Raw genomic sequence first — 24,881 nt, 5'->3', positions numbered from 1 at the left:
ACATGGGTTTATGAGCCGATGTTCGACCGCCAGGTCAGGCGTATGTTCTCGAGCCAGGCGATGCCGCCCGCTTGGAGTTGGAACGACGCTCTGATCTTGGAAACGAAAGCCAGGCTGCTGGCAGACTGCCCCTGATTGGAGAGGAGACCTCATCAAGATGCGCGTGCGATATCGCGCTTGGGGGCAATATGACACCGCATGAGTTTAGAGCGGCCGTGGAGGTCGCAAGAATGTCGGCAAGCGACATCCAGGAGTTGCTTGGCCTTGACGAAGGAACCAGTCGCCGGTTGGCCACCGGTGAACAACCTGTGCCGCGCTGCGTCGCCTTGTGCTTGTGGCTCATGGCAGCTTATGGCGTTTCCATTCTGGAGGCTCGAGTTCTGGCAGAAGATCCCGGCGCAACCCGGTCGGTCTGAGCTTGGTGGCGAGCATGCCTGATGACAGGCCTTGCTGCACTTGGCATGATGAGGAACAGTCAGGTGGTATCGCGGTATCGGCGATCGGAGATTTGGAACAGGGCATGGCGACGCAATTGGCTAAACACAGTGCGAAGCTCCGCCCCGCCGTTCATGCAGACCTGACTGTGCTTGGAAACTTCGGGGCCCTGCTTTTGGAGCTGCACCATGAGCTCGATGCAAAGCGCTTCATTGAACCCACCACAAACACCCCTGCGAGGTATGCGGGTTTCCTTAATAGCCAACTCTCCCGGGCGGACACGGTACTTCTGGTCGCCGAGGATAACGATGCGATAGTCGGATACGTCTACGCCGCACATGAGGGTTACGATTATATGGCGCTGCGGGGACCTGCCGGTGTCGTTCACGATCTATTTGTCGACCCGGCACGGCGTCGGCAGGGCGTTGGCCGACTGTTGCTCGAGGCGGCCATCGAAAAGCTGAGGCCATGGGGTCTGACCGCTTCGTGCTTTCAACCGCCTACCTGAATGAGGCGGCGCGCGACCTTTTCACCGCCATGGGCTTCCGTCCGACGATGGTCGAGATGACACGAGAGGCGACGGCCGACGGTAAATGAGATGAATGTCTGACTGCCGGCTTCAGCTGGAAGCTGCTCTCATAAAGCAAGGTTGGCGAGGTCGAAGCGCTGAAAATGCTCGCGCCTGGAAGGCGCCAACGCGTCTCGGATTGCCTGTACTGATCCTAATGTTGCGGCGGGTCGGCGAAATGCTCGATAGCGTATTCCGCGACGCGCTGGTTCGACTTTCTTGCATCGTCGAGCCAGAAGGGAAAAAGCTGCCACTGGTGAACCATACCTGGCCAGACTTCGGTTGCAACATCAACGCCTGCCTGTCTCGCTTTGTCGGCTAGTCGCATGGTGTCGTCCAGCAGTGCTTCGCCAGAGCCGACCTGCAAAAGCAACGGCGGAAATCCGGTCAAGTCAGCATAGAGCGGCGATACCAGCGGATCAGTGGGGGAGCGGGTCCCGAGATAGGCCTTGCGCATAAGGTCGAGCTGGGTGGCATCGATGAGTGGGTCGGTGCTGCCGCTGGTTTTCAATGAGGCGCCCGATCCAGCCAAGTCGGTAATCGGGCTCATGGCGATCACAGCTGCGGGCATCGGTCCCCTGGCCTGCATTTGCCGCAGCGTCGCTTCGATCGCAAGGTTACCGCCAACCGACTCGCCGGCCAGCACTATGTTATGGTTGTCATAGCCGGAATCGAGCAGCCACCTGTAGGCCGTCAAGGCATCGTCCACCTGAGCTGGATATGGATGGTCCGGCGCAAGTCTGTAGTCGATCAGCAGGACGTCCGCGGATGCCGCTTTGGCGAGTGAACCGGCCAGTGCCCGATGCGTTCGCAGTGAACCGCTGTAAAATCCACCGCCGTGAATATAAAGGATGGCGCGCCTGCCGAGGGGATGGTGAAGCCGCGCAGGCCAGATAAGCTGCGCTTCCACGCCTCCTGCATCGACCGGCCTGATCTGCACACGCGTCGGCTCCGGCGTCGATTCCATCAGGTCCTGGAACGCCTCGCGCCGCTCGCGCAGACTTTTGGCTTTGCCGTAATACTGCTCCCACGTTTCCATGAGCTTGCGGACCTGTTCCTTTGAGGCCGGCGATTGGGGCGGAATATCCTCTGCCTGGACGGGCGACATCCACAGTACTGCGGCGAGGCTGGCCACCGCCCACCTTGCCAGGGAGCGACCCCTTTGGGCCGACACAAGACCTCGTGACACATCAGCAGTCCTGCGCGGCAAAGCCCTAGCCCAAAGCACCACAAAACCTCCTGTTCAAGCATCTTTCCTGATGGTCGAAAACTGCCATGATCACGGACGGTGTCAAGGCTGCTGCTTGGCTAGGGGCGCACTAGGTCTTCCTCGTCAATTCTTCCACTCGCTTGAGATTGACCATTGCCTTTACCGGCAGATGATCGGATGCGATGCGGGCAAGCGGCGTGTCGTGGGCCTCGACGGCGGTCACGACACCCTTGCGGTTCGCCATGATGCGATCAAGGGCCAGGACGGGAAGACGCGCGGGAAAGCTTGGTACCGCCGTTGGTTGGGGGCCGAAGGTGGATTGGAACGTGTGGAGCGACGAGCGGTCGCCGAGCCGCCATTCGTTGAGGTCGCCAAGCAGGATGGTCGGGATCTCGCTTTTCCTGGCCATGAGCTCGACGAGCATCTTGGCCTGCTGCGCGCGAGAATGGCGAAGCAGGCCGAAGTGGGCAGCGATGATGCGAAGCGCGCCCCCGTTCTCCAGGTCCAGTTCGGCGACGAGCGCGCCGCGGGGCTCTAGCCCCGGAAGGTTGATCTGGTGTACGTCGCGCACCAAGCCTTTCTTGAACAACACGACGTTGCCATGCCAGCCATGGGCTTTCGCCATGCCGTTGACCGGGACCGGAACCAGTCCGGTGTCGCGCTCCAGCCGGCCGAGATCGAGAATGCCTGTTCGCTCGCCAAAGCGGGTGTCGGCCTCCTGGAGCGCGATAACGTCAGCGTCGATTTCGTGAATGACGCGGCTGGTCCGCTCGGGATCGAAACGGCGGTCGTTGCCGATGCCCTTGTGAACATTGTAGGAGGCGATCAGGGTGCCTTCGGACCGCGGTCTTTGCTCCTGATGTGCCGCATCCAGTCGCTTCTTGCGATTGCGGATCGACGCGAGGATGTTGGCGGGCAGACTGTCTTTTCTGGCATGCATCGGAGTTCGAAGGGCTCCGTTGGTCGAAGAGGTTTGATCCGGAGTATAGGCCGCGCGGATGAAGTTGCCACGCCTTTAGCCCAATAAATCTTGTCTAGAGGTAGGGAGATCCCAACCACAAAACCTTCTCAAGCAAGCGCACTGCGAAGGGCCGTGCGCGTAGCCCCTCAAGCGTAACCGGCGAAGCCGACTTGATGGCCTCGTCGATATGTTCGTCAATCTCGCTGGCAAACCCCTCGTTCAGCACCTCGAGATCAATCTCGAAATTCAGCCGCAGCGATCTCGGGTCGAGATTGGAGGATCCGACGTAGGACCACACGCCGTCGATCGACAAAAGCTTCGAGTGGCTGAATGCGCCGCTGGAGCGCCAGATCCGGCAGTAGCTGCTCAGGATCTGGTCGAACTGCGCCGTCATCGCGCGGTCGACGAGAACGAGGTTGTTGGCTGCGGGAACAACGATGTCGACTTCGACGCCGCGGCGTGCGGCCGTCGCCATCGCGCTGATGAGTTCGCGGTCAGGAAGGAAATAGGGAGACATGACCCGGATCGATTTGCGCGCAATGGAGAAGGCGCCCATCAGCATCTTGTGGTTCGTCTCTATGCTCCGGTCAGGCCCTGACGCCACCACACGCATCAGGACGGGATCGCCCCGTTGCCGTTGAGGCATCGCCGTTCGCCATGCTTCCCCTTCCAGGATCTCGCCGGTGGTGAAGCGCCAGTCCTCCGCCGCGACATTGAAGAGGTCGGCGACAACCGGCCCGGTGACGCTGAAGTGAGTGTCGCGGGCGAAGTTTTCTCCTGCAAACTCGCGCGTGAAGCCCGCGCGGATGTTCATGCCGCCCGTTAGAGCGATGCGACCATCGACAATCAGGATCTTTCGGTGGGTGCGAAGGTTCGCATAAGGCAACCGCAAACCGATGATAACGTTCCCATTGAAGACCGAAACGGTGACGCCGCCATCGCTGAGGTAACCGAGAATGCTCGGTACGGAATAACGGGCGCCGACAGCATCGATCAGCACGCGCACCTCGATCCCGCGCTTGACTGCGGCAATCAGGGAATCGGCGATCCTGAGCCCGATTGTGTCGCGATCGAAGATGTAGGTCTCGAGCAGCACGCTTCGTTCGGCGCCATCGATCGCCTCCTTCATCGCCGCATAGCAATCGTCGCCGGTCTCCAGCATGTCGATTGTGTTGCCACTCGCGAGCGGATTGCGGGCGACACGGTCCCCGAGCGTCTGGAGCGCTGCAAAACGCCGGCCGAAACTGCTGATGACCTGTTCGGCATCGGCGTCGAAGCTCTCCAGCTCGTCGAGGTCGGCTTCGGGTATCAATGCATCGCGCCGGAGGCTGAGCGAGGCGCGGCGTATGCGGTTAATGCCGGCAATGGCATAAAGCACGGCCCCGACGATCGGCGAAAGTATGATCACGCCGACCCAACCGATCGCGGCGCGGACCTCTTCTTTGGTCATGGCTGCGTGAATCGCTGCCGCGGCGCCCATGGCGAGCGAAACAACGAATAGAATATGCGGCCAGTAGGTCGTTATGAGATTAAACATCGCGTTGAACTATAACGACAAAACTGCTGCGTTCAATTGGGTGCTCGCGGACGTGAACCTGCCCGTCTTTCGTGTGTCGACCACCCCGCCGGGAAGCAAAAATACGATCCCGTGCAATGCAATGATGCTGCATTGCAGAATTTCTTTTTGCAGTGTGTCAAAAATTGCTTGAAACCACGCGCTTCCTCTGGAACTCTGCAGTGCAGTATCGCGTTAGACCACGGGCATCATTTGACTGGAGATCGGCGATGACAGAAACTCGCGAAGAGTGGATCAAGAAGCGTGCCTACGCGCTTTGGGAAGAAGAAGGGCGTCCGTCCGGACGAGATTTCATGCATTGGGAGCAAGCCCGGACCGAGCGTCAGGCGCTTGAAGGATCCGCCGCATCTCCGGATGGCAAGGAAGTCAAGGTTCGCAAGCGTACCGCAGCGGTTCCAAAAGCAAATGGCGCCGTAAAAGCTGCATCTGCAAAGAAAACAGCCAGCCGCAAATCGGCGTGATCGCGATCATTTCAAGGGCGTCATGGTGACGCCCTTCCGTCACATGATTGCATTGCTTCTCCTCTATTGATCTTCAGGGGGTACAGTCCGTTTTTTTGGGAACGATCACAGATGAATGCACATGGTCACCGCCGTGGATCAAATTTGCTGTGGCGGCGCCCGGCGATGGAACCAAATTGCTGCTCGAATGTTCTCAGCGGCAATGGGAGCATCGCCATGAACAGAAGCTATTTGGACGCTATTCTGGTTTCCTTGATCGTAGCGGGTTGCTACGTTTTCATCGCGCCGGTGTGAGGAGAGAATGACCGTTCCCGTCATCGCCGCGATATCATATCTGGCGCTCGCGCTGATCCTCGTTTACGCGGTCGATAATATGGTTGCGCTGTTCTTCCGCGATGGGCGCTCGGCAGTGCCGCTGAACTTCGCGATTTTTGCGAAAATGATGGCGGCTTCGCGGAAGTATTATCGCAAGTAAGCGCTCGCCGCGGTTCCCCAAAATCCGGAACCTTTCACACGCCCATCGATTTGCCTTGCATCCCAATGAGGGAGGCGGCACGGGAAGTGGCGACCGATCGGCTTGTTGACAAGCAGAAACGTACGGCCGAGCAATCTCGAGGAGCGCTGTGAAGATCGCGGCGTTCCTACCGAAGGAGCCGAGTGACGCGCTTTTGCTACTGTCGATAAGCAGGATAGAGGCGGCAACAATCGCGGAGGCCGCGCCCATACCTGATCTTGGGTATGAATTGACCGACGGAGCCAACAGGGAGGAATCTGATGGCATATGAACTCTACTATTGGGATGGCATCCAGGGTCGTGGCGAGTTCGTGCGACTTGCACTGGAGGAGGCGCAAGCAGACTACGTCGATGTTGTCAGGGGTTCGGGACCTGGGGTGGGCACGAACGCCATGTTCGAACTGCTAGAGAGCGATCAGGTGCCTCACCTCCCGTTTGCACCGCCATTTCTGAAGGATGGCGACCTGATGGTGTCACACGTCGCCAACATCCTGTTCTATCTCGGGCCGAGGCTCGGTCTTGCGCCGAAGGACGAAAATCTGCGTTACGTTGCCAACGGCCTCCAACTGACGATCACGGATTTCGTCGCCGAGGTACATGACACGCACCACCCGATCGCAACGTCCCTCTACTATGAAGATCAGAAAGACGAGGCGAAGGCGCGCTCGGCCGCCTTCATCCGCGAGCGCATTCCGAAATTCCTCGGCTATTTCGAACGTGTGCTGCAGCAAAATTCCGGCGGCCCGCGCCACATCGTCACAGATACGCTCACCTACGTCGACCTGTCTCTCTTCCAGGTCATTGAAGGGCTGCATTATGCCTTTCCCAAGGCGATGAAGGGCTATGCCACGCGGTATCCGGGTTTGGCAGTGTTGCACGAGGCGGTTGCCAAGCGGCCGAACATTGCCGCCTACTTGCAGTCAAAGCGTCGGCTAGCTTTCAACGAGAACGGGATCTTTCGCCACTACCCCGAGGTTGATCTTACCACCTAGTCGTATTGCGTTGCTCCGCCACAGCAGAGGCTGATAAGCTCCAGCCAATTCGCCCCTCACGTCCCGCCACAATTTGGAGGCCTTCGCTGCCATGGCAAATCTTGCTCAATTGCTCGCATCCATCAAAATTCCGGATCTCGCCGGCAAGGCGGCCCTCATTACCGGCGCTTCTACCGGTATTGGCGCCGCGCTGGCGCGCGCATTTGCCGCCCAGGATATGAAAGTCGGCATTCACTACAATGCCAGCCGGGAGCCCGCAGAAACACTCGCCGAGGAGATCAGAAAGGCTGGCGGCATCGTGCATCTTGTGCATGGGGACGTATCGCGGGAAGGCGAGACCGAACGCGTCGTCGAGGAGACGGCCAGAACCTTCGGACATCTCGACGGACTGGTGAACAACGCCGGCGGCATGCTCGGCCGCAAGCCGACCGCCGAATATACGGATGATCACTACCAGAAAGTCATGGATCTGAACGCACGCTCGGTGCTCGCGGCGACACGCGCAGCACATCCCTGGTTGAAGAAACAGGGCGGCTTCATCATCAACACGACCTCGATTGCCGCCCGCAACGGCGGTGGCAATGGCGCCATCCTCTACGCTGCGTCAAAGGGGTTCGTGTCGACGATTACTCGCGGTCATGCCAAGGAATTCGTCCCTGATCGGATCCGTGTCAATGCGGTGGCGCCCGGGGTCATCGCCACGCCTTTCCACGATCGCTATACCAACGACGAGCAGATGGAAATTCAGCGCAAGTCTATTCCGATGGGGTTCGTCGGGACCCCGGAGGATTGCGTCGGGGCCTATCTGTTTCTCGCTTCTGCGACACTCTCGGGCTACGTGACCGGGCAGATCATCGAGGTGAATGGTGGCCAGCTGATGCCGTAAGACAGGCGGAAAGCGGAAATGGCGCGCCATTTACGAACAAAACTGGGCACTCCTGCCGGAGTTGCCCCATTCCCCATCACAAGCCGTTCTAGAACGTCTCTGCGCCCGTGAATGCGGATTTCCGTGTCGTCGACTTCGACCTGGTCGATGACAGAGCGCATGTAGGCGCGGCGGAAAGGGATGGCGCCGTTTGCGACGTCTCGCGCATAAGGGTGGCGAAGGCGCTGATTTTCTCAGCGGTACATCATCTGACGAGGCGGCCCGCGCTTCGCACCGGGCGATGGTGGCGCCGGAGCTTTTGAAATGGCGTAAGAATGTTCCCAGAGTCTGTGTGAAGGCATCGACCTGTCCCATCGCCGCGAGGGTGCTGAATAGCTGATCGGTGGCAACGGGCTTGAGGGTGACGTGAGGAGCGAGCTTGTCCCTGAGATTATCGAGCAGCTTGCCCTCGACCTTCTCGTAGCTGAACGTCTCGATAAGCGTCGTGCCGTTCGCGGCGTGCAGCTGGCGCTTCCATTCCATGTCGGCAAGGTAGCGTTCGCGGTCGATGTAGGGGGCGGTCGTGAGACGCGTTGCGCCGTTGATACCGCGCTCTTTGCGGACGCCGAAATGCTCGATGTAGATGCCGCTCTCCGTCAGCCGGAAATCAGGTTTGTACGGGCCGCGTGCATCTTCCGGTAGCGGACCTTCATAGAGAGGTTCGTATTCGAACGCGATGCTGTGGCGATAGAGCCAGTTAGAAATCTCCCATTCTTCAAAGCTTCTGACGAGGTCGCCGTTCAGGGTGCGCAGCTCATGGGCCTCCACCCACTGGAAATAGCTATCCTGCGTCTTGAAGTCCCATTCGCTTTTGTATGGCCAATAGAACTCGGAAAACCAATTCAGTATCAGCTTGCCGAGCCCGGTCTTCGACGCGACTTCGTTGAGAAGAATGTCCCTGAGCAGGACGCGGAACTTGGCGTCATCACTGGCATGGTCGGCCAGCGCTGGGCCCTTGCCCTCAACCTCGCGGATGATCCGGTTGCCGAGCGCGTGAAACGTCAGAGCGTCGACGTCTACGCCGGCCCGTTCCTTGATGCGTTCCGCCATCTCGGAAGCGGCGTCTTTGCCGAAGGCGAGGAGCAGGATTTCGTCCGGGTTGCGGATGCCGCGTTCGACGAGATAGGCGGATTTGGCAACGATGACGCTGGTTTTGCCCGAACCGGCGCCGGGAAGGACGAGCGTTGCGTCCTCATCCGTCACGACGGCAAGGCGCTGTTCGAGGGTGAGCGGGTTTTTCTCGATTGTGTCGAAAAAGCCCTTCATGTCGGCAAGGTCGGAGTCGATGAAGCGCTGGATGGCGGTGCGGCGTGCTTCTTCGGGATTTTCTTGGAAGGCGCGGACCGTATCAATGAGCTTTTGCTGATCCTCTGAGAGTACACCGGCGGGGATGGTTTCCGGCAATGACTCGATGACGGCGGTTGCGCGACGCCAGGAAGGGGAGAGAAGGCAGGCGGCGGGGTAGCGGCGCGGCTGGCCAAGGCGCGCTATCGCTTCGGACAGCCCTTTCAGTTCATCTGCCGCTGCCTCGAATTGTTTGAGGAAATGGGCGCGGAAGGCTTCGTTGGCCGCAGAGATGAAGCCGGCGGCATCGTGCGGTGGTACGCCCGCCAGCCTTGCTATCTGGCCGCCAGCCAGCTTCACTTCTATCGTGGTGAAACCCAGCGTGCTGGTGATCTGCGCCGGACCTGCCCAGGAAGAAAAGGGCGCTTGATGGCGGCTGCCAAGGAAGTGTTGATGCCTGTGGCAGTCTGCTCGGCAGCCCATGATGCATGGCCGAGGGAGCGGAGAATCGCTCCGGGCCATTTGCTTCTTTTGAGCTGCTTTGGCGCTGTCATGTTCACGCGCCTCCGCTGGCTATGAGCGTGGCCTGTGCGGCGCGGAATGTATCCTGCAGTGCCTTGTGGTTATCGAGGCCTCCGAGGGCGTAGCTATTGAGAAACTGGCGTCCAGCGAACAGTTTGCGCTCGACGGGGCTCAAGTCTGCTTCGACGCAGACCTCTTGCCAGTGTTCGTCGATGGTCTTGATCTGGTGTTCGATCAGCGCGGCGGATTCAGCCTCTTTCAGGTGATAATCCGGCGCGGCGGCGAGCAGAGTGGCGAGCGTGCTGGCACGGCCCTCGCCCTTGATCAGCATGGCCTGCGTGGCTTCGTTGCCGGTGCGGCCTTGCGGGCAGATGTCGTAGGCGGGGGTAAGCGTCAATCTCTTGCCGTCCCAGAAAGCGGCATGGTTGCGGGCGTGGTCGTCGGTATTGCCGCACAGCACGTTGAAGCAGATCCGCCCGTAGAGTTCCTTCAACGTGTCCTTGGGGTCAGTGAAACGGTGACGGATGAGTTCGGCGAGGTCTTCGTAGGAGGCATAGCGGGCCATCATTTCATCAAGGCCCAGCATGGTCAGGGCTGAGACCATGGCGTGGCGCGTCCAGCCGTCCTTCGTGTGTGTGCGATCGAAGCGCTCGATAAGCAGCACATCCTTATGGGCGGCACGGGTCATCGACACGAGCGCTGCCTTGAGTCCGCAGGCAGCTGCCAGCTTCATCGCGATGAATTCGGCCTTCACGACGCTGTAGGTGTCGTTGGCGGCCGAGAATTTAGCGATGAATTTCTTCGTCCCGTCGTCGATGAGAGCCTTCGGGCGTGCGCCGCCGATCGACGTGCCATGATTGAGGGCCTGGTCGAGTGCCGGGGTCAGGGGCACGCCTTTTTCGATAAAGGCGGCTGCCTCCATGAGCTCGTCTAGTGAGGCTTGTGCGGCAAGGCGGGGGACATACTCCGTGGCCGACGCCTGAAAGTCGAGGGCGCCAATCCGGTCGGATCCTGACTGGAGCAGAAAGGTCAGCTCGCTGATCTCCGGCACGCCGGCAGCGTCGGGCTTCTTGCCGGTGAGTCTATTGATGATTACGCGGCGGCCCCAGGCGTCCGGCGAGCCATCCCGGATGCAGCTTGCCATCGAGAGGCCGTTGAAAGGCGCAATGACACCTTCCTGCAGGGGCAGTTCAGGCTCGTAGAGGGGAATGGCGCTCTTACGGCGGCGGTAGCTGGCGCCGTAAGTAAAGAGCAGACGCTCGCCATCCTGGTCGAGGCGGCCAGCGACCACTGGTTCTGTTGCCCCCGGCAGCCACATCCAGACAAAAGCTTCGGTAACGTCCGCCTTAGAAGTCATCATCGACCTCCTTTACGGCATGGCGGACGCTCTTCGGCAGCAGAGTCAGTTTTTCGTCAAGGCGGGCGTTATGCAGCTGGAGCGTGCGCTCGTCATAGTCGAACAGACGCACGCCGATGATGGAAGCGACCTCAAAGACGATGCCGATCTCAGGGCCGGGAGCGCCTTTTTCGATGCTGGATAGGGTGGTGCGGCTGATGCCGGCGCGGTCGGCCAGTTCCTGCGCGGTCAGGCCGCGCTCGGCCCGGCCGACGCGGATCAGCTTGCCGAGCATGGCGAGCGCTTGGTGCGTGACTCTGGAGTAGCTTCTTTGACGAGGCACGGTTATAACCTGCTTTGTTCATTTGAGTGGACGTGAGGCCTTCTCATGTCCATAATTTTGTACATTATGCCATGGGGCGGGTGTATAGTCAAGTTTTGTTCATTTGATTGGTCATAAGGGTGGTTTGTGGCCAGAATTTTGTACATATTGGATATGAGCCGGGCGGCTGCAATGCGATAAAGTGAAGGAACGGTTTGGGCTGTTATGAAGGTTGGATATACTGAATTTTCTTTTGGCTACGCGTTCACGGAAAATCTAATCCGCGGCTCGGCCACGGCCCCCACCGGCGCGCCGGTTTTTCCCAACCTCGTCCAGGAGGCGACGCTGGGCTATGACGTGCAGATCGCCTTCCCCGCTGTGCCGCTGTTCTTTCAGTACAAGCTTCCGGAGCTGATGACCCGCGCCAGCGCCTTCGAGATCGCGGGCGGCCAGTGTCCGGGCCTGACGCTTGAGTTCTTCAGGATCGCGCTCATGCGCCGGGATGTATCGGATCAGCATCGCCTGTTGATTGGTTGGGAGAGCCGCTATCCGGGGCAGGTTTTCTACGCCGCGCCATGCCTGCGCGACTGCGCGGCGTTCAACACCGCGTATAACTCAGCGAGCGTAGCGAGCCGTTCTATCCTGTTTTCTCCCACGCAGATCGGTCCGCTGCCGGACGACAAGGTCCATACGATCGCGTACAAGCCCGGCCTGTCTTACGGGTATTTCTGCTCGCAGCCACGGCAGATCGAAGCCGAGACCTTTGAGAGCCTGACCGGACGGCTGTCACAGAAGTTCAAGGACAAGAACGTCCGGGATTTCAGGGCCGCGGCGCAGGAGGTCCGTCGGGCTGTGGTCCAAGCCGCATCGCCGATCTGGCGACAGGCGGAAGATGCGGTTGCCGGCAGAGTGCGGCAGGCGCGGCCGCCGACTGCAGCGGATGGTTCAGCTTTGCAGCCTGATCGCGAGCAGGCGATTCTCGACGTTCTGGTTGCCCGGGAGATCGCGCGCATCGACATGGGGATTGACCTCGTAATCGCGCAGCCGCGTTGACGGGTTTTCAGTGTCGGGCGCGTCCGGCAGAGTCGGACCGGGCTCTAGCCTGCGACCCGAGCCGGCGTCTCGGCCCCTCCGGGTGACGATCCCTCGCGTGGTTTTAGGAGGGCTCGGGAGCCCACCACCAAAGCAGGCCTTGGCTTCGAGACCTCTTTAGTCAGAGTTTGTAGTCAGAGTAAAATTAGATAGCACAAACAATGACATAAGAGTGCTCATTTTCATCCTGTCCGGCGCGCAAGTCGCGCCATTTCCCTTGGCAGAAAATCAGACCCGCTCCAGCGCGATTGCAATTCCCTGCCCCACGCCGATGCACATGGTCGAAAGCGAATAGCGTGCGCCGGTTTCGCGCAGTTCGAGCGCAGCGGTGCCGGTGATGCGTGCGCCCGACATCCCAAGTGGATGGCCAAGCGCGATTGCGCCGCCGTTCCGGTTTACGCGTGTGTCGTTATCGGCAATGCCGAGTTCGCGCAGAACTGCCAGCCCCTGCGAGGCAAAGGCTTCATTGAGCTCGATCACACCGAACTGATCCTGTGTCATGCCCAGCCGAGCCATCAGTTTTCGCGATGCTGGGACGGGGCCGATGCCCATTATGCGCGGAGGCACGCCGCCGGTTGCTCCACCCAGAATACGGGCGATCGGCGTCAGCCCGTACTTTTTGGCTGCCGCTTCGCTGGCAATTACAAGGGCGGCTGCGCCATCATTGACCCCGGATGCATTGCCTGCCGTTACCGATCCGGCTTCCTTCTTGAAGGGTGTGGAAAGCCTGGCAAGCGCTTCCATCGTCGTTGCGCGCGGATGCTCGTCCTTCTCGACGATCACGGGGTCACCCTTGCGCTGGGCGATCGTGACAGACGTGATCTCCTTGGCGAGCCGGCCATTGGCTTGCGCTGTCGCGGCCTTTGCCTGGCTCAGTACGGCAAAGGCATCCTGGTCCTCACGTGAAACCTTGAAGTCTTCGGCTACGTTTTCTCCGGTCTCCGGCATGGAGTCGACGCCATACTGTTTCTTCATCAAAGGGTTGATGAAGCGCCAGCCGATCGTCGTGTCGTAGATCTCGGCATTGCGCGAAAAGGCGGTGTCGGCCTTTGGCATGACGAAGGGCGCGCGCGACATGCTTTCCACGCCGCCAGCAATCATCAGGTCTGCCTCGCCAGCACGGATCGCACGGGCAGCAGCAATCACCGCATCCATGCCGGAACCGCAAAGGCGGTTGATCGTCGTGCCGGGCACGGAGACTGGCAGGCCGGCGAGCAGCGAGGACATGCGGGCAACGTTGCGGTTGTCCTCGCCGGCCTGGTTGGCGCAGCCGAAAATTACGTCGTCAACGGCCTCCCAATCAACCTTGTCGTTGCGCTCCAAAAGCGCCTTCAGCGGTACTGCGCCGAGGTCATCGGCGCGAACAGTTGAGAGCGAGCCGCCGAAGCGGCCGATTGGCGTGCGGATGTAGTCACAGATATAGGCGTCAGCCATCGGGTTTCTCCCTTAGAGTTCCGGGACGACGAGATCGGCAACCGGGCCGTCGACCAAAAGGGGCGCGCCCGTCATGGCCTGCAATTCCTCGACAGTCATGGCGGCAAGTTTTTCGCGCAACACAAAACGGCCTTCAACGATGTCGATGACGGCATGGCTCGTATAGATGCGGGTGATGCAACCTACTCCGGTCAGCGGGAAGGTGCATTTATCGACCAGCTTCGGCTCGCCGTTTTTGGTAACATGCTCTGTGATGACGCAGACCTGTTTGGCGCCGTGCACCAGGTCCATGGCGCCGCCGACCGCCGGCACGCCTTTGGCACCGACCCTCCAGTTGGCGAGATCGCCGTTCTGGGCGACCTGGTAGGCGCCGAGGATCGCAACGTCGAGATGACCGCCGCGAACCATGGCGAAGCTGTCGGCATGGTGGAAGAAGGCCGACCCGGGCTTCAGCGTCACCGGCCGCTTGCCTGCATTGATCAAATCCCAGTTCTCTTCTCCGGCGGGCGGTGCCTCGCCGAAATCGAGGATGCCATTTTCCGTATGGAAAATCGCCTGGCGGCCTGGCGGCTGATAGCGTGCCACCATTTCTGGAAAGCCGATGCCGAGGTTTACATAGGCACCGTCAGCAATGTCCTGAGCAGCGCGCCATGCGATACTGGCGTTGGAAAGCTTGATGTCTTCGCGTGTGTTGATGGGGCTGATATCGACGGTCATTGATAGACCACTCCGGCTCGAACGAGCTCTTCTTCCTGGGCGGGATTGGCGACCTCGACGACACGGTCGACGAAGATGCCGGGGGTGACGACATGCTCGGGGTCGATGCCGCCGGGGGCAACGATTTTTGAAACCTGGACGATGGTCTTGGCCGCCGCCATGCACATCAGCGGATTGAAGTTGCGCGCGGCCTTGTTGTAGGTGAGGTTTCCGTGGGTGTCGCCAACATGCGCTTTGACAATGGCGAAGTCCGCCTTCAGCCAGCGCTCCTGCACATATTGCCGGCCGTCGAATTCAGCGATGACCTTACCCTTTGCAAGTTCGGTGCCGTAGCCCGTCGGCGTATAGAAGGCGGGAATTCCGGCGCCGCCGGCGCGGATGCGCTCGGCAAGCGTTCCTTGAGGCACTAGCTCGAGTTCGATCTGGCCGGCCAGATACTTGTCCGTGAAGGCGCGCGGGTCCGACGATCTCGGAAAAGAGCAGATCATCTTGCGCACCATTCCCGCGTCAATCATCGCAGCAATGCCAATGCGCCCGTTGCCGGCATTGTTGTTGATCACCGTAAGGTTCTTCGGTCCCTTGTCGATCAGGGCGTGGATCAGCTCGATCGGTGCGCCTGAGCCGCCAAAACCGCCGATCATGACGGTCGCTCCGTCACCGATTTCGGAGACGGCCTCAGCCGTGCTCACAATAGTCTTGTCCATGCTGGATCACTCCTTACAGGCGGGATGCTCCTCTCCGCCTCTTGGCCGATGGATAAAACGCAATGGGAGGGTGGGCAAGCATTTTGTGCGATATTTGACATTTGTTCATATAGCGCACAGAATGCGGTCGTGGTTATGTTGGTTCCAGAGCTGTACGCAGGGGAGAAATCGTGCGCGAAACTGATTTTGTCAGCGGCTTTGCCAAGGGACTTAAGGTCATCGAGGCCTTTGACGAGACGCGCCAGCGACTTTCGATCGCCGACGCCGCAAAGCTGACCGGGCTCGACCGAGCCACCGTGCGCCGGTCATTGCTGACCCTCGCTGAACTCGGCTATGCCGAATACGACGGCAAGTTTTTCGTTCTGACTCCCAAAATCCTGCGGCTCGGCCATGCTTACCTCTCGGCGACGCCCCTGCCCGTCCTCATTCAGCCGCATCTCGATCAGTTGTCGGAAAGAGCCGGACAGAGCGCATCCGCCTCGGTCCTCGACGGCACGGAAATCGTCTATATCGCCCGCGCCTCGCAGCGCCGCGTCATGTCGATCAACCTGACGCCGGGCAGCCGTCTTCCGGCGTTTTGTGCCTCGATGGGCCGCGTCCTTTTGGCATCACTGCCCGACGCCGAGGCAAGAGCAGTCCTTTCCCGCACCGATCTCAGGCAAAATACGCCGAACACCAAGACGGATGTCGAGGACCTGATGGCGGAGTTTCGACGTGTGCGCGAACAGGGTTACGCCGTGATCGACCAGGAGCTGGAAATCGGCCTTTGCTCCATTGCCGTTCCGGTCGAGAATGATCGCGGGCAGACAGTGGCAGCAATTAATATCGGCGCGCCGGCCGCGCATGCACCGGCCGCGGAAATGCCGGGTCGCTATCTGCCGCTTCTCAAGGAGACGCAGAAGGCACTTCGTCTCGTACTGCGCTAGACGCCAAGTTTTGCCCGCTCCGCCAGACGCCAGGTCCGCGGTGTCTGGCCGGTCTGCTTGAGGAAGAAACGCGAGAAATAGGCGGGATCCGAAAAGCCCAGCCGGTAGGCGATCTCCTGGACGCTGCCGAAGGTGAAGACCAGTTCGCGCTTGGCTTCGTCGACGACCTTGCGCGCAATCAGTTCATGTGCGCCGTTTCCGGTCTTGGCACGTGCGATCCTATTCAAATGGGTTGGCGAGACGCCGAGAGCCTTGGCGTAGAAGGCGGCCGGCTCATGTGACTTGAAATGTCGTTGGATCAGGCCGTGCAGCAGTTCCATCCGGCGCTCGTTCTCATCGGCAGCCGTGCGGTCTTCCGTTCCTTCGGAAGAGAGCCGCGCTGTCAGCAACAGGGCCGATGTCAGATATGCCTCAAGCAGGTCGTTGCGCCCGGCCCGCCGCTCGGCGAACTCGCGCCCGAGCCGTTGCAGGCAAGCCGCGACGTAACGGGCGTCTTGCTCTTCCATGTCGAGTTTCGTCAGATGTGGAGAAGCCATCCACTCGCCAAGCCTGCTGCGGTCACCCGGGATTGCCTTCAGATGCGAGGTCAACACGGTGATGACAAAGCCATCAATGTCCTTGGAGAACCGAAAGCCGTGGTCGAGGCCCGGAGGGACGGTAATCACTGACCGAGGCTCGATCGGGTACCAGACGCCCGAAAACATGGCCTCGCCGGATCCACTATCTATGTACAATATCTGAAAGAAACTGTCGTGGCGATGCGGTCTGATCTCCCAGTGGTGGAGGCTGCTGCGGGACGGAATAGTTTCACAATGCAGCCAAAAATCCGGCTTTCGCCCGGTGCTTTCGCCGTAAAGTTCATATGTCGGAACAATCCTCGCCACAGCTTCCTCCTGGCCCCTGATGTTCGATATGTGCAATTACATGGCGCAATTGTCCATTGTTGATCGCTCCTCGCCCCGTCAGAATTTGGCAAAAGACAAGTGCGGGAGGACACCATGCGCACACAGGTAGCCATCATCGGCTCCGGCCCTTCGGGGCTGTTGCTCGGCCAGTTGCTGACCGAGGCCGGCATCGACAACATCATCCTGGATCGCGTCGCAAAAGACTACATCCTTGGTCGCGTCCGCGCTGGCGTGCTGGAAGAAGGCACCGTCGGCCTAATCGACAAGGCGCGGGCCGGACAACGGATGCACGCAGAGGGCCTTGCCCATGACGGCTTCTCGCTTGCCTTTGACGGGCGTGACCACCGCATCGACCTCTTCGGTCTGACCGGCGGAAAGCGTGTGATGGTCTATGGACAGACGGAGGTCACGCGCGACCTGATGGAACGGCGTGAAATCAGTGGCGCGCAAACGATTTACGAGGCGGCAAACGTTCAGCCCCGTGACTTCGACCAGTCTACCCCCCATGTGACCTACGAGAAGGATGGCGCTACTCACCGCATCGATTGCGATTTCATTGCCGGCTGTGACGGCTTTCATGGAGTGAGCCGCAAAGCCGTGCCGGAACGGTCGCTGCGCACGTTCGAAAAGGTCTATCCGTTCGGTTGGCTCGGAATACTGGCTGAAGTCGCCCCTGTCAGCCACGAACTGATCTACGCCAACCACCCGCGGGGTTTTGCGCTCTGTTCCATGCGTTCCGAGCATCGCAGCCGCTATTATCTCCAGTGTCCCTTGGAGGAGAAGATAGAGGACTGGAGTGACGATCGCTTCTGGGACGAACTGCGTCGCCGCCTGCCCGCACACCATGCCGAGGCGCTGATCACGGCGCCGTCCTTCGAGAAGTCGATCGCACCGCTACGTTCCTTCGTGGCCGAACCGATGCGCTTCGGGCGGATGTTCCTGGTGGGCGATGCGGCCCATATCGTTCCGCCAACAGGCGCCAAGGGCCTCAATCTCGCCGCGAGCGACGTGCATTATCTGTTCTCAGGCCTCATAGAGCACTATCAGGATCGTTCAAATGCAGGCATAGACGCATATTCGCCAAGGGCACTCGCCCGGGTTTGGAAGGCGGTTCGTTTTTCCTGGTGGATGACGACGATGATGCACCGGTTCCCTGATACCGGTGATTTCGACCAAAAGATTCAGGAGGCCGAACTCGACTACCTCACGCATTCACGCGCAGCCTCGACTGCGCTCGCGGAAAATTATGTCGGGCTTGCCTACTAAGCTAGCTTCCCTTCCGCCATCCACGGAAGGGCACATGGAGAGCGGCGGTGGTAAATGCGTCCCACCGCTGCTCGCCAGTTCAGATCTTTCGAAACTCGAGTTCGTAGATGACTTCGTCGCCGCTCTTCGGATCGACACCGGGCGCGCCGCTGATAACCAGCCTTTTGCCGTCGATGGAGAATGGCCTGATAAGGTCGGTAACGCCCCAGGCCGGATTCCAGCTGGCATCGACATGGTGGATGACGCGTCCGTTCTCGAACGTGTAGGTGCCGGCGTAGGCGAGCATACTATCGAAAAGCGCTATCTTTTCGGAATCTGTCGGCATCTTGCCGTTGGATCTCGGCCGTTCGCTGCTGACAACCAGTGCCATCATTCTTCCGTCTGGTTGATAGGACAGGAATCCGACGGGATCCGGTCCCATCGCGTCGGAAACGGCGCCGGTGGCAACTATCTTGCGTTTCCAGGATACCATTCGCCAGGTTCCGTGTAATGCGGCTGCAGTTCCCATAGGCTCCCCCACGCGCAGGTGCATTCGCAAACCATAGCATGGGGGCGGCAGGCCGAACAGGTCGACTAAGGTTTCGCCACTTCTCCCGCCGCTTCCCGTAGCGTCTGCATCAGAATAGACAGCGGCAGCGAGGGGATGGCATCTGTTCTCATCGTCAGGCCGACCGGTCCCCTGGTCTCGCTCGTGTCGATCGGCAAAATGCTGATCAGGCCGTCTGCGATGTCGGTGGCCACTACACCGGTGGAGATGATCCAGATAGCATCGCTCGAACGCACGAATGCGCGGCCGAAAGAGTCCGACACGGTTTCAATCTGGTTCGGCAGGCTGGCGACACCGTTGGCAATCAGGAAGCTTTCGACAAACGGACGAATAATCGAGGCCCGGGTCGGCATCAGCACGGTGTAGTCGCTGAGGCTTGCGAAGAGTGACTGCCGGGTCTTCAAGAGCGGATGACCGGAACGAACAGCAAAGACGACCTGTTCGGAATAGAGATGCTCGAAGGAGAATCCTGCCATCTTTTCCGCGCTCGCCAGGCGCCCGACGACGAGATCGAGATCGCCGACGCGCAATTGCTCCAAAAGGACGGCATTCTCTCCCGTAACGATCTTGATGCGGCTCCAGGTGTTCTCCTTGAGGAAAAGCTCCATGGTACGTGGCATGATACGGGTCGAGACAGTCGGAAGCGCACCGATGCGGATTGGTGGCGCCTCGCCGAACCGCTCCTGCGAGACGGAATCGAGCCCTTGGCGCAACGCCGTAAGTGCCGCCCCGGCATGCCTTAGAAAGACGTCGCCATACCGTGTGATCTTGATGCCGCGACCGTCGCGTTCGAAAACCGCGACACCTAGGACCTCTTCCAGTTCGCGGATCGTCTTTGTCACCGCCGGCTGGCTGACATTGAGCAATTCGGCCGCCTTCATCACGCTCTTTTGTCGCGCAACCTCGACAAATGTCTGCAAATGACGAAATTTGACGCGGTTATCGATCATAGCTTTCATAACTCCGGAGTTATTGAAGTGCCACGAAATATCATTTTACCTAACCATATTAAACATTCAATTTGAACTGGGTCTGCGCTGGATCCTTCATCAAGTCGGCCGCGACCCGAGATGGATTAGCGCGGAGAGGAGATTTGCCGTGCAGTTTGCCCGCATCAACGATATCGCGATCCACTATCAGCTCATCGGAGGCCCCGCCGACAAGCCGGTCATTGTCTTTGCCAACTCCCTGGGAACGGATTTTCGTATCTGGCGCGACGTGATCGTGCGTCTGGCCGGCGACTATGCGATCGTTCTCTATGACAAGCGCGGCCACGGGCTTTCGGATGTCGGTCAGGTTCCTTATTCTATCGAAGACCACGCGTCAGACCTGATCGGTCTTTTGGACTTTCTGTCCGTGGGCCGGGCTTTCATCTGCGGTCTTTCCGTCGGCGGGCTGATCGCCCAGGCAGTCTACAAGGAGCGCCCGGGGCTGGTGCAGGGCCTTATCCTTTGTGATACGGCGCACAAGATTGGCACGGCCGAGAGCTGGAACGCCCGGATCGGGATCGTCACGGATAAAGGGATTGCCAGCATTGTCGACGGCGTCATGAAGCTCTGGTTCACGCCGGCGTTCCGACGTCCCGAGAATACTGCCTATCACGGCTACAGCAACATGCTCGTGCGCCAGCCTGTCGAAGGTTACATCGCGACCTGCGAGGCAATCCGTGATGCCGACTATACTGAGGCGGCCACCAGAATTTCTGTACCAACGATCTGTATTGTCGGTGATCAGGACGGCTCGACTCCGCCTCAGCTCGTGGAGTCGACAGCCCGGCTTATCCCCAATGCCCGTTTCGAAATCATTCGTGATGCGGGTCATATTCCCTGCGTGGAGCAGCCCGAGGCATTAACAGCGGTCATCCGCGCATTCATCGATTTCGCATTGCATGGAGAAAACAGCCCATGAGTGAACTCCACGAGCCCTCGCAGCGCTACAAGCAAGGGATGTCGACACGCCGCACCGTACTTGGCGATGTCCATGTCGACCGAGCCGAGGCAAGTGCAACGCCGTTCGACAAGCCCTTTCAGGACCTGATAACCGAGGCTGCCTGGGGACATGTCTGGTCGCGCCCGACCCTCACACATCGGGAACGCTCGATCGTGACCATCGCGCTCCTCGCAGCGCTTGGACAGGACGACGAGGTCGCCATGCATGTGCGTGCCACCGCCAACACCGGTGCCTCGCGCGAAGATATATGCGAGGCCCTGCTACACGTGGCGATTTACGCCGGCGTTCCAGCGGCTAATCACGCAATCAAGATCGCCAAGCACATTTTCGAACAGATGGACGCCGGCAAGGCGGCCTGAAAGGCATAGGATGTCCGATCTCACCAACCGCAAGCCCGAAACCGGCGCTTTCTTTGCGCGCGACCGTGAGTGGCACGCGCCCGCCTTGACGCCCGGCTACAAGACCTCCGTGCTGCGCGCTCCGCAGCGCGCCCTGCTCTCCCTTGATGGCACCCTCTCGGAGATAACCGGCCCCGTCTTCGGCCACTCCGTCATAGGTGAACTGGACAATGATCTCATTCATAACTTCGCCAGGTCAGGAGAGAGCGCCATCGGCGAGCGCATCGTTGTCCATGGTCGCGTGCTCGACGAGCGTGGCCGGCCGGTGGCCGGCGCGCTCGTTGAATTCTGGCAAGCCAACGCCGGCGGCCGGTACCGCCACAAGAAGGAAACCTATCTCGCTGCCATCGATCCGAATTTTGGCGGTTGCGGTCGCTGTGTCACCGATGAGTACGGTCAGTATTCGTTCCGTACGGTCCGCCCGGGCGCCTATCCCTGGCCGAACGGCGTCAACGACTGGCGACCTGCGCATATCCACTTCTCGATCTTCGGCAACGGCTTTGCCCAACGACTGATCACTCAAATGTATTTCGAGGGCGACCCGATGATCTGGAAATGTCCGATCGTCGGCACGATCCCCGACAAGCGCGCGATCGAGCAACTGATCGCGCCGCTCGACTGGGGCAATACAATCCCGATGGATGCGCGCGCCTACAAGTTCGACATTGTGCTGCGTGGACGTCGTTCGACAATGTTCGAAAATCGCCTGGAGGGCAACTGATGGTACAGGAACTCGGCTACCTCAAGGAAACGCCCTCGCAAACGGCAGGTCCCTATGTGCATATTGGCCTGACCCCGAACTTCTGCGACATCAACGGTTTCTATGAGGCCGATCTCGGCTCCACTATGGTCAATGACAAGACACTTGGCGAACGCATTACTGTAACAGGGCGCGTTTTCGATGGTGCCGGTGCGCTGGTGCGCGATGCGGTCATTGAAATCTGGCAGCCCGATAGCACCGGCCTTTATAACAGCCCTTCGGAAATGCGTGGCGCGGCCGACCCCAATTTCACCGGCTGGGGGCGTTGCCCGACCAGGGCCGACGATGGGGTCTTCTCCTTTGAGACCATCAAGCCGGGCCGCGTTCCCTTCAAGGACGGCCGAAGGATGGCTCCGCACATCACTTTCTGGATCGTTGCGCGCGGCATCAATATCGGCTTGCACACGCGAATGTACTTCCCAGAGGAGGTGGAAGCGAATAGCGCCGATCCGCTGCTCTTACGCATCGAGCATCGGGAGCGCGTCGACACGCTGATCGCGGCGCGTGAGGGGCAAACCTATACATTCGATATCCGGCTTCAGGGCGACAGAGAGACAGTGTTTCTGGATATTTAACCGGCCAGGAGGACCGGACCTTGCAAGGCGGCGGTTCCCGGCGCACATGTCAGGGAACGCAAGCGAGGCGCTGATGACCATTTCACCCTTTGATCACCCGTTCCTCTCCGGTCTTTTCGGCGACGATGAAACGGCTACGTATTTCTCGGCAAAGGCTGACATTCGCGCCATGCTCGCCTTCGAAGCGGCGCTCGCCAGGGCCGAAGCACTCCATGGCCTGATCCCGCACGATGCGGCCCGCCATATCGAGGCTGTCTGTGTCGCGTTCAATCCCGATGTTTCCTCGTTGCGGGCCGCGACGGCCCGCGATGGCGTTGTCGTGGCCGATCTGGTCAAGCAGCTTCGCAAGGCGGTAGGCGGCCCGGCAGCGGGCTCGGTCCACCTCGGTGCGACAAGCCAGGATGTCATCGACACCAGTCTGATGGTGCGACTGAAGGCTGTTGCCTTCCTGTTTTCGACCCGGCTTTCGTACATCGTGCAGGCACTAAGCGATCTTGATGAGCGGTTTGGGAAGGCGGCGCTGATGGGGCGCACGCGCATGCAGGCAGCCATCGCGATTACCGCGTCAGACCGCATCCGTGCCTGGCGCGCGCCACTCGAGGCCTATCGCGACAGGCTGACGGAGCAGCGGTTTCCACTGCAATTTGGTGGAGCCGCCGGTACTTTGGACAAGCTCGGAGATCTTGCGCCATCCGTCCGCGCAACACTTGCCCAGGAGCTTGGTCTGACAGACCAGCCGCAGTGGCAAAGCCAGCGCGGGCTGATCGCCGATCTTGCCAATCTGCTTTCCCTTGTGACCGGCAGCCTCGGCAAATTTGGCCAGGATGTCGCGCTGCTCGCACAGGCGGGCGACGAAATTGAGCTTGCTGGCGGTGGTGGCTCGTCGGCAATGGCGCACAAGCAGAACCCGGTCGCGGCAGAGACACTTGTTGCTCTTGCGCGCTTCAACGCCACCCAGCTCTCGGCCATTCACCAGTCTCTCGTGCATGAGCAGGAGCGATCCGGTGCAGCCTGGGCTTTGGAATGGCTCGTTCTGCCGCAAATGGTTATGGCAACCGCTGCCTCACTGCGTCTGACGATCGAACTGGTCAGCAATATCAGGCGAATAGGTCGTAATTCATAACCGTCAATTTATGATTTTCGCCTTTTATTTCATTTTACATTACCGTTTTGAATGAGACACTATCTGCAGAGTTTAGCTCTGGGCTAATCCGGCGTAGGAGTGCGCCATCGTCATTGGGAGGATTTATGAAACGGTTTGTCCTGGCCGCCGTTGCGGCAATCGTCATGAGCACAGCGGCCTATGCCGAGACTATCAAAGTCGGCGTCGTCGGGCCGTTCTCGGGTCCTTTTGCCCTGCAGGGCAAGAACTTCAAAGCTGGCATTGACGCGTATATGGCGATCAATGGCAACAAGGTCGGCGACAACACCGTCGAGGTAATCTATCGCGACCTTCCGGCGGCCGATCCGGCTCAGTCCAAGGCGCTGGCACAGGAACTGGTCGTCAAGGAAAAGGTACAGTACCTTGCTGGCTTCTATTTCACGCCTGACGCAATGGCAGTGACGCCGATCCTGAAGCAGGCGAATACGCCACTTGTGATCATGAACGCCGCCACCTCGGCGATTGTCACCAAGAGCCCGCTGGTCGTGCGCGCATCGTTCACCACGTGGCAGACCTCGACCCCGATCGCCAAGGTTGCGCATGACGCCGGCGTCAGCAAAGTGATCTCCGTCGTCAGTGATTATGGTCCGGGCGTTGATGCTGAGAATGCCTTCAAGGCAGCCTTCGAGAAGGAGGGCGGGCAGATCGTCGAAGCGATTAGAATGCCGCTCTCGACCAACGACTTCAGCCCGATCATGCAGCGCATCAAGGATTCTGGCGCACAAGGCGTTTTTGCCTTTCTGCCGTCCGGTCCAACCACGCTCGGCTTCGTCAAGGCTTACAAGGAAAACGGTCTGAAGGACGCCGGGATCAAGTTCTATGGCCCCGGCGACTTCACCCAGGAATCCGACCTGCCAGCGCTCGGCGATGCGGCGCTTGGGATCCAGACGACATTCCATTATGCGGTCTCGCACGACTCGCCTGAGAACAAGACATTCGTCGAAGCTGCGACCAAGGCCATTGGCAACAAGGCCGAACTGTCGTTCCCGGCAGTCGGGGCCTACGACGGTATGCATATCATCTATAAGATGATCGAAGCGACGGGCGGAAGCCAGGATGCCGCCAAGGCAGTCGATGCCGTAAAGGGTCTCTCTTGGGTCAGCCCGCGTGGTCCGGTCTCCATTGATCCCGAGAGCCGCCACATTACGCAGAACATCTATCTGCGCGAGGTGACCAAGGCCGACGACGGCACCTACTACAACAAGGAAGTCCAGACCTTCGAAAACCAGGGTGATCCTGGCCTTGCTGCTGCGAAGTAACGGCCTATCCATCCTCTGATATTGCAAGCGGGCCCAGCTCGAATCCGTCACTGCGGGCCCGCTCCAACAGCATCGGAATT

The 24,881-nt window shown here is 59.7% G+C and carries 27 protein-coding genes; 15 read left to right on the top strand and 12 right to left on the bottom strand.

Annotated elements, in window-relative coordinates:
• Positions 1 to 230 precede the first annotated feature (230 nt).
• Together JNB88_RS06600 and JNB88_RS06595 are read left to right on the top strand one after the other, a co-directional pair.
• On the top strand, positions 231 to 416 hold the full coding sequence (locus tag JNB88_RS06600; RefSeq protein ID WP_081930918.1) for a hypothetical protein: 186 nt from the start codon (positions 231 to 233) through the stop codon (positions 414 to 416).
• A gap of 104 nt (positions 417 to 520) precedes the next feature.
• Positions 521 to 943 (top strand): GNAT family N-acetyltransferase, encoded by a 423-nt coding sequence (locus JNB88_RS06595; RefSeq protein WP_223217096.1) that lies wholly within the window; start codon positions 521 to 523, stop codon positions 941 to 943.
• Between the two features lie 214 nt (positions 944 to 1,157).
• Here JNB88_RS06595 and JNB88_RS06590 read toward each other — a convergent pair whose 3' ends face one another.
• From JNB88_RS06590 to JNB88_RS06580, 3 genes are all read right to left on the bottom strand, one after another.
• Positions 1,158 to 2,111, bottom strand: a complete 954-nt coding sequence (locus tag JNB88_RS06590; protein WP_220355075.1) for an alpha/beta hydrolase — start codon at positions 2,109 to 2,111, stop codon at positions 1,158 to 1,160.
• A gap of 211 nt (positions 2,112 to 2,322) precedes the next feature.
• Positions 2,323 to 3,153 (bottom strand): endonuclease/exonuclease/phosphatase family protein, encoded by an 831-nt coding sequence (locus JNB88_RS06585; RefSeq protein WP_037134216.1) that lies wholly within the window; start codon positions 3,151 to 3,153, stop codon positions 2,323 to 2,325.
• Between the two features lie 94 nt (positions 3,154 to 3,247).
• A complete protein-coding gene (locus JNB88_RS06580) occupies positions 3,248 to 4,711 on the bottom strand; it encodes a phospholipase D-like domain-containing protein (RefSeq protein ID WP_220354753.1) in 1,464 nt (487 codons plus the stop codon).
• A gap of 248 nt (positions 4,712 to 4,959) precedes the next feature.
• On the opposite strand from JNB88_RS06580, the gene JNB88_RS06575 reads away from it, so the two are divergent.
• The 4 genes from JNB88_RS06575 to JNB88_RS06560 all read left to right on the top strand — a co-directional run bounded on the left by JNB88_RS06575 (position 4,960) and on the right by JNB88_RS06560 (position 7,603).
• On the top strand, positions 4,960 to 5,211 hold the full coding sequence (locus tag JNB88_RS06575; RefSeq protein ID WP_220354752.1) for a DUF2934 domain-containing protein: 252 nt from the start codon (positions 4,960 to 4,962) through the stop codon (positions 5,209 to 5,211).
• Positions 5,212 to 5,512: 301 nt separating this feature from the next.
• A complete protein-coding gene (locus JNB88_RS06570; RefSeq protein ID WP_220354751.1) occupies positions 5,513 to 5,686 on the top strand; it encodes a hypothetical protein in 174 nt (57 codons plus the stop codon).
• Positions 5,687 to 5,985: 299 nt separating this feature from the next.
• Positions 5,986 to 6,717, top strand: coding sequence for a glutathione S-transferase (locus JNB88_RS06565; protein WP_220354750.1), 732 nt, complete (start codon positions 5,986 to 5,988; stop codon positions 6,715 to 6,717).
• 91 nt (positions 6,718 to 6,808) lie between these two features.
• Complete coding sequence (locus JNB88_RS06560) at positions 6,809 to 7,603, top strand: SDR family NAD(P)-dependent oxidoreductase (RefSeq protein WP_220354749.1); 795 nt, start codon at positions 6,809 to 6,811, stop codon at positions 7,601 to 7,603.
• 30 nt (positions 7,604 to 7,633) lie between these two features.
• Here the strand turns inward: JNB88_RS06560 and JNB88_RS06555 are convergent, their stop codons facing one another.
• The 3 genes from JNB88_RS06555 to JNB88_RS06545 all read right to left on the bottom strand — a co-directional run bounded on the left by JNB88_RS06555 (position 7,634) and on the right by JNB88_RS06545 (position 11,079).
• Positions 7,634 to 9,409: a UvrD-helicase domain-containing protein gene (locus JNB88_RS06555; protein WP_220354748.1), complete on the bottom strand. Its 1,776-nt coding sequence runs from the start codon at positions 9,407 to 9,409 to the stop codon at positions 7,634 to 7,636.
• 73 nt (positions 9,410 to 9,482) lie between these two features.
• A complete protein-coding gene (locus JNB88_RS06550) occupies positions 9,483 to 10,805 on the bottom strand; it encodes a type II toxin-antitoxin system HipA family toxin (RefSeq protein ID WP_220354747.1) in 1,323 nt (440 codons plus the stop codon).
• On the bottom strand, positions 10,795 to 11,079 hold the full coding sequence (locus tag JNB88_RS06545) for a helix-turn-helix transcriptional regulator (protein ID WP_220354746.1): 285 nt from the start codon (positions 11,077 to 11,079) through the stop codon (positions 10,795 to 10,797). The genes JNB88_RS06550 and JNB88_RS06545 overlap by 11 nt, the downstream gene beginning before the upstream one ends.
• Positions 11,080 to 11,463: 384 nt before the next feature.
• Here JNB88_RS06545 and JNB88_RS06540 point away from each other — a divergent pair, with 384 nt between their 5' ends.
• Positions 11,464 to 12,159 carry a hypothetical protein gene (locus JNB88_RS06540; protein ID WP_220354745.1) on the top strand — a complete coding sequence of 232 codons (696 nt, stop codon included), beginning with the start codon at positions 11,464 to 11,466 and terminating at the stop codon, positions 12,157 to 12,159.
• 267 nt (positions 12,160 to 12,426) lie between these two features.
• Here JNB88_RS06540 and pcaF read toward each other — a convergent pair whose 3' ends face one another.
• Genes pcaF through JNB88_RS06525 form a run of 3 tightly spaced genes read right to left on the bottom strand, consistent with a single transcriptional unit; the run spans position 12,427 to position 15,053 of the window.
• On the bottom strand, positions 12,427 to 13,632 hold the full coding sequence (pcaF, locus tag JNB88_RS06535; protein ID WP_220354744.1) for a 3-oxoadipyl-CoA thiolase: 1,206 nt from the start codon (positions 13,630 to 13,632) through the stop codon (positions 12,427 to 12,429).
• Between the two features lie 12 nt (positions 13,633 to 13,644).
• A complete protein-coding gene (locus JNB88_RS06530; RefSeq protein ID WP_220354743.1) occupies positions 13,645 to 14,349 on the bottom strand; it encodes a 3-oxoacid CoA-transferase subunit B in 705 nt (234 codons plus the stop codon).
• Positions 14,346 to 15,053, bottom strand: coding sequence for a 3-oxoacid CoA-transferase subunit A (locus tag JNB88_RS06525; protein WP_220354742.1), 708 nt, complete (start codon positions 15,051 to 15,053; stop codon positions 14,346 to 14,348). Before JNB88_RS06525 ends, JNB88_RS06530 begins: the two co-directional genes overlap by 4 nt.
• 170 nt (positions 15,054 to 15,223) lie before the next feature.
• On the opposite strand from JNB88_RS06525, the gene JNB88_RS06520 reads away from it, so the two are divergent.
• Positions 15,224 to 15,979, top strand: a complete 756-nt coding sequence (locus tag JNB88_RS06520) for an IclR family transcriptional regulator domain-containing protein (RefSeq protein ID WP_037134326.1) — start codon at positions 15,224 to 15,226, stop codon at positions 15,977 to 15,979.
• Here the strand turns inward: JNB88_RS06520 and JNB88_RS06515 are convergent.
• Complete coding sequence (locus tag JNB88_RS06515) at positions 15,976 to 16,863, bottom strand: helix-turn-helix domain-containing protein (RefSeq protein WP_220354741.1); 888 nt, start codon at positions 16,861 to 16,863, stop codon at positions 15,976 to 15,978. The two genes, JNB88_RS06520 and JNB88_RS06515, sit on opposite strands and share 4 nt — an antisense overlap.
• 114 nt (positions 16,864 to 16,977) lie before the next feature.
• Here JNB88_RS06515 and pobA point away from each other — a divergent pair, with 114 nt between their 5' ends.
• On the top strand, positions 16,978 to 18,150 hold the full coding sequence (gene pobA / locus JNB88_RS06510) for a 4-hydroxybenzoate 3-monooxygenase (protein WP_037134226.1): 1,173 nt from the start codon (positions 16,978 to 16,980) through the stop codon (positions 18,148 to 18,150).
• A 79-nt stretch (positions 18,151 to 18,229) separates the two neighbouring features.
• On the opposite strand, the gene JNB88_RS06505 is transcribed toward pobA, so the two are convergent.
• The gene (locus JNB88_RS06505; protein ID WP_037134227.1) at positions 18,230 to 18,658 is read right to left on the bottom strand and encodes a lipocalin-like domain-containing protein; all 429 of its coding nucleotides are present in this window, start codon (positions 18,656 to 18,658) and stop codon (positions 18,230 to 18,232) included.
• 65 nt (positions 18,659 to 18,723) lie between these two features.
• On the bottom strand, positions 18,724 to 19,647 hold the full coding sequence (pcaQ, locus tag JNB88_RS06500) for a pca operon transcription factor PcaQ (RefSeq protein WP_037134228.1): 924 nt from the start codon (positions 19,645 to 19,647) through the stop codon (positions 18,724 to 18,726).
• 148 nt (positions 19,648 to 19,795) lie between these two features.
• Here pcaQ and pcaD point away from each other — a divergent pair, with 148 nt between their 5' ends.
• The 6 genes from pcaD (at position 19,796) to JNB88_RS06470 (ending at position 24,801) form a co-directional block, all read left to right on the top strand.
• Positions 19,796 to 20,605: a 3-oxoadipate enol-lactonase gene (gene pcaD / locus JNB88_RS06495; RefSeq protein ID WP_220354740.1), complete on the top strand. Its 810-nt coding sequence runs from the start codon at positions 19,796 to 19,798 to the stop codon at positions 20,603 to 20,605.
• Positions 20,602 to 21,006: a 4-carboxymuconolactone decarboxylase gene (pcaC, locus tag JNB88_RS06490; protein WP_037134230.1), complete on the top strand. Its 405-nt coding sequence runs from the start codon at positions 20,602 to 20,604 to the stop codon at positions 21,004 to 21,006. Before pcaD ends, pcaC begins: the two co-directional genes overlap by 4 nt.
• A 10-nt stretch (positions 21,007 to 21,016) precedes the next feature.
• Positions 21,017 to 21,766: a protocatechuate 3,4-dioxygenase subunit beta gene (pcaH, locus tag JNB88_RS06485; protein ID WP_037134231.1), complete on the top strand. Its 750-nt coding sequence runs from the start codon at positions 21,017 to 21,019 to the stop codon at positions 21,764 to 21,766.
• Positions 21,766 to 22,380 carry a protocatechuate 3,4-dioxygenase subunit alpha gene (gene pcaG / locus JNB88_RS06480; RefSeq protein WP_220354739.1) on the top strand — a complete coding sequence of 205 codons (615 nt, stop codon included), beginning with the start codon at positions 21,766 to 21,768 and terminating at the stop codon, positions 22,378 to 22,380. The genes pcaH and pcaG overlap by 1 nt, the downstream gene beginning before the upstream one ends.
• Positions 22,381 to 22,453: 73 nt before the next feature.
• Entirely contained in the window at positions 22,454 to 23,503 is a 1,050-nt protein-coding gene (locus JNB88_RS06475; protein WP_220354738.1) for a 3-carboxy-cis,cis-muconate cycloisomerase, read from the top strand.
• 125 nt (positions 23,504 to 23,628) lie between these two features.
• A complete protein-coding gene (locus tag JNB88_RS06470; RefSeq protein ID WP_037134233.1) occupies positions 23,629 to 24,801 on the top strand; it encodes an ABC transporter substrate-binding protein in 1,173 nt (390 codons plus the stop codon).
• Positions 24,802 to 24,881: the final 80 nt, after the last annotated feature.

Source organism: Rhizobium cauense (assembly GCF_019511525.1).
GTDB lineage: Bacteria > Pseudomonadota > Alphaproteobacteria > Rhizobiales > Rhizobiaceae > Rhizobium > Rhizobium cauense.
Note: the sequence above shows the minus strand (reverse complement) of the source record. Positions and strands in the feature narration are given on the sequence as shown.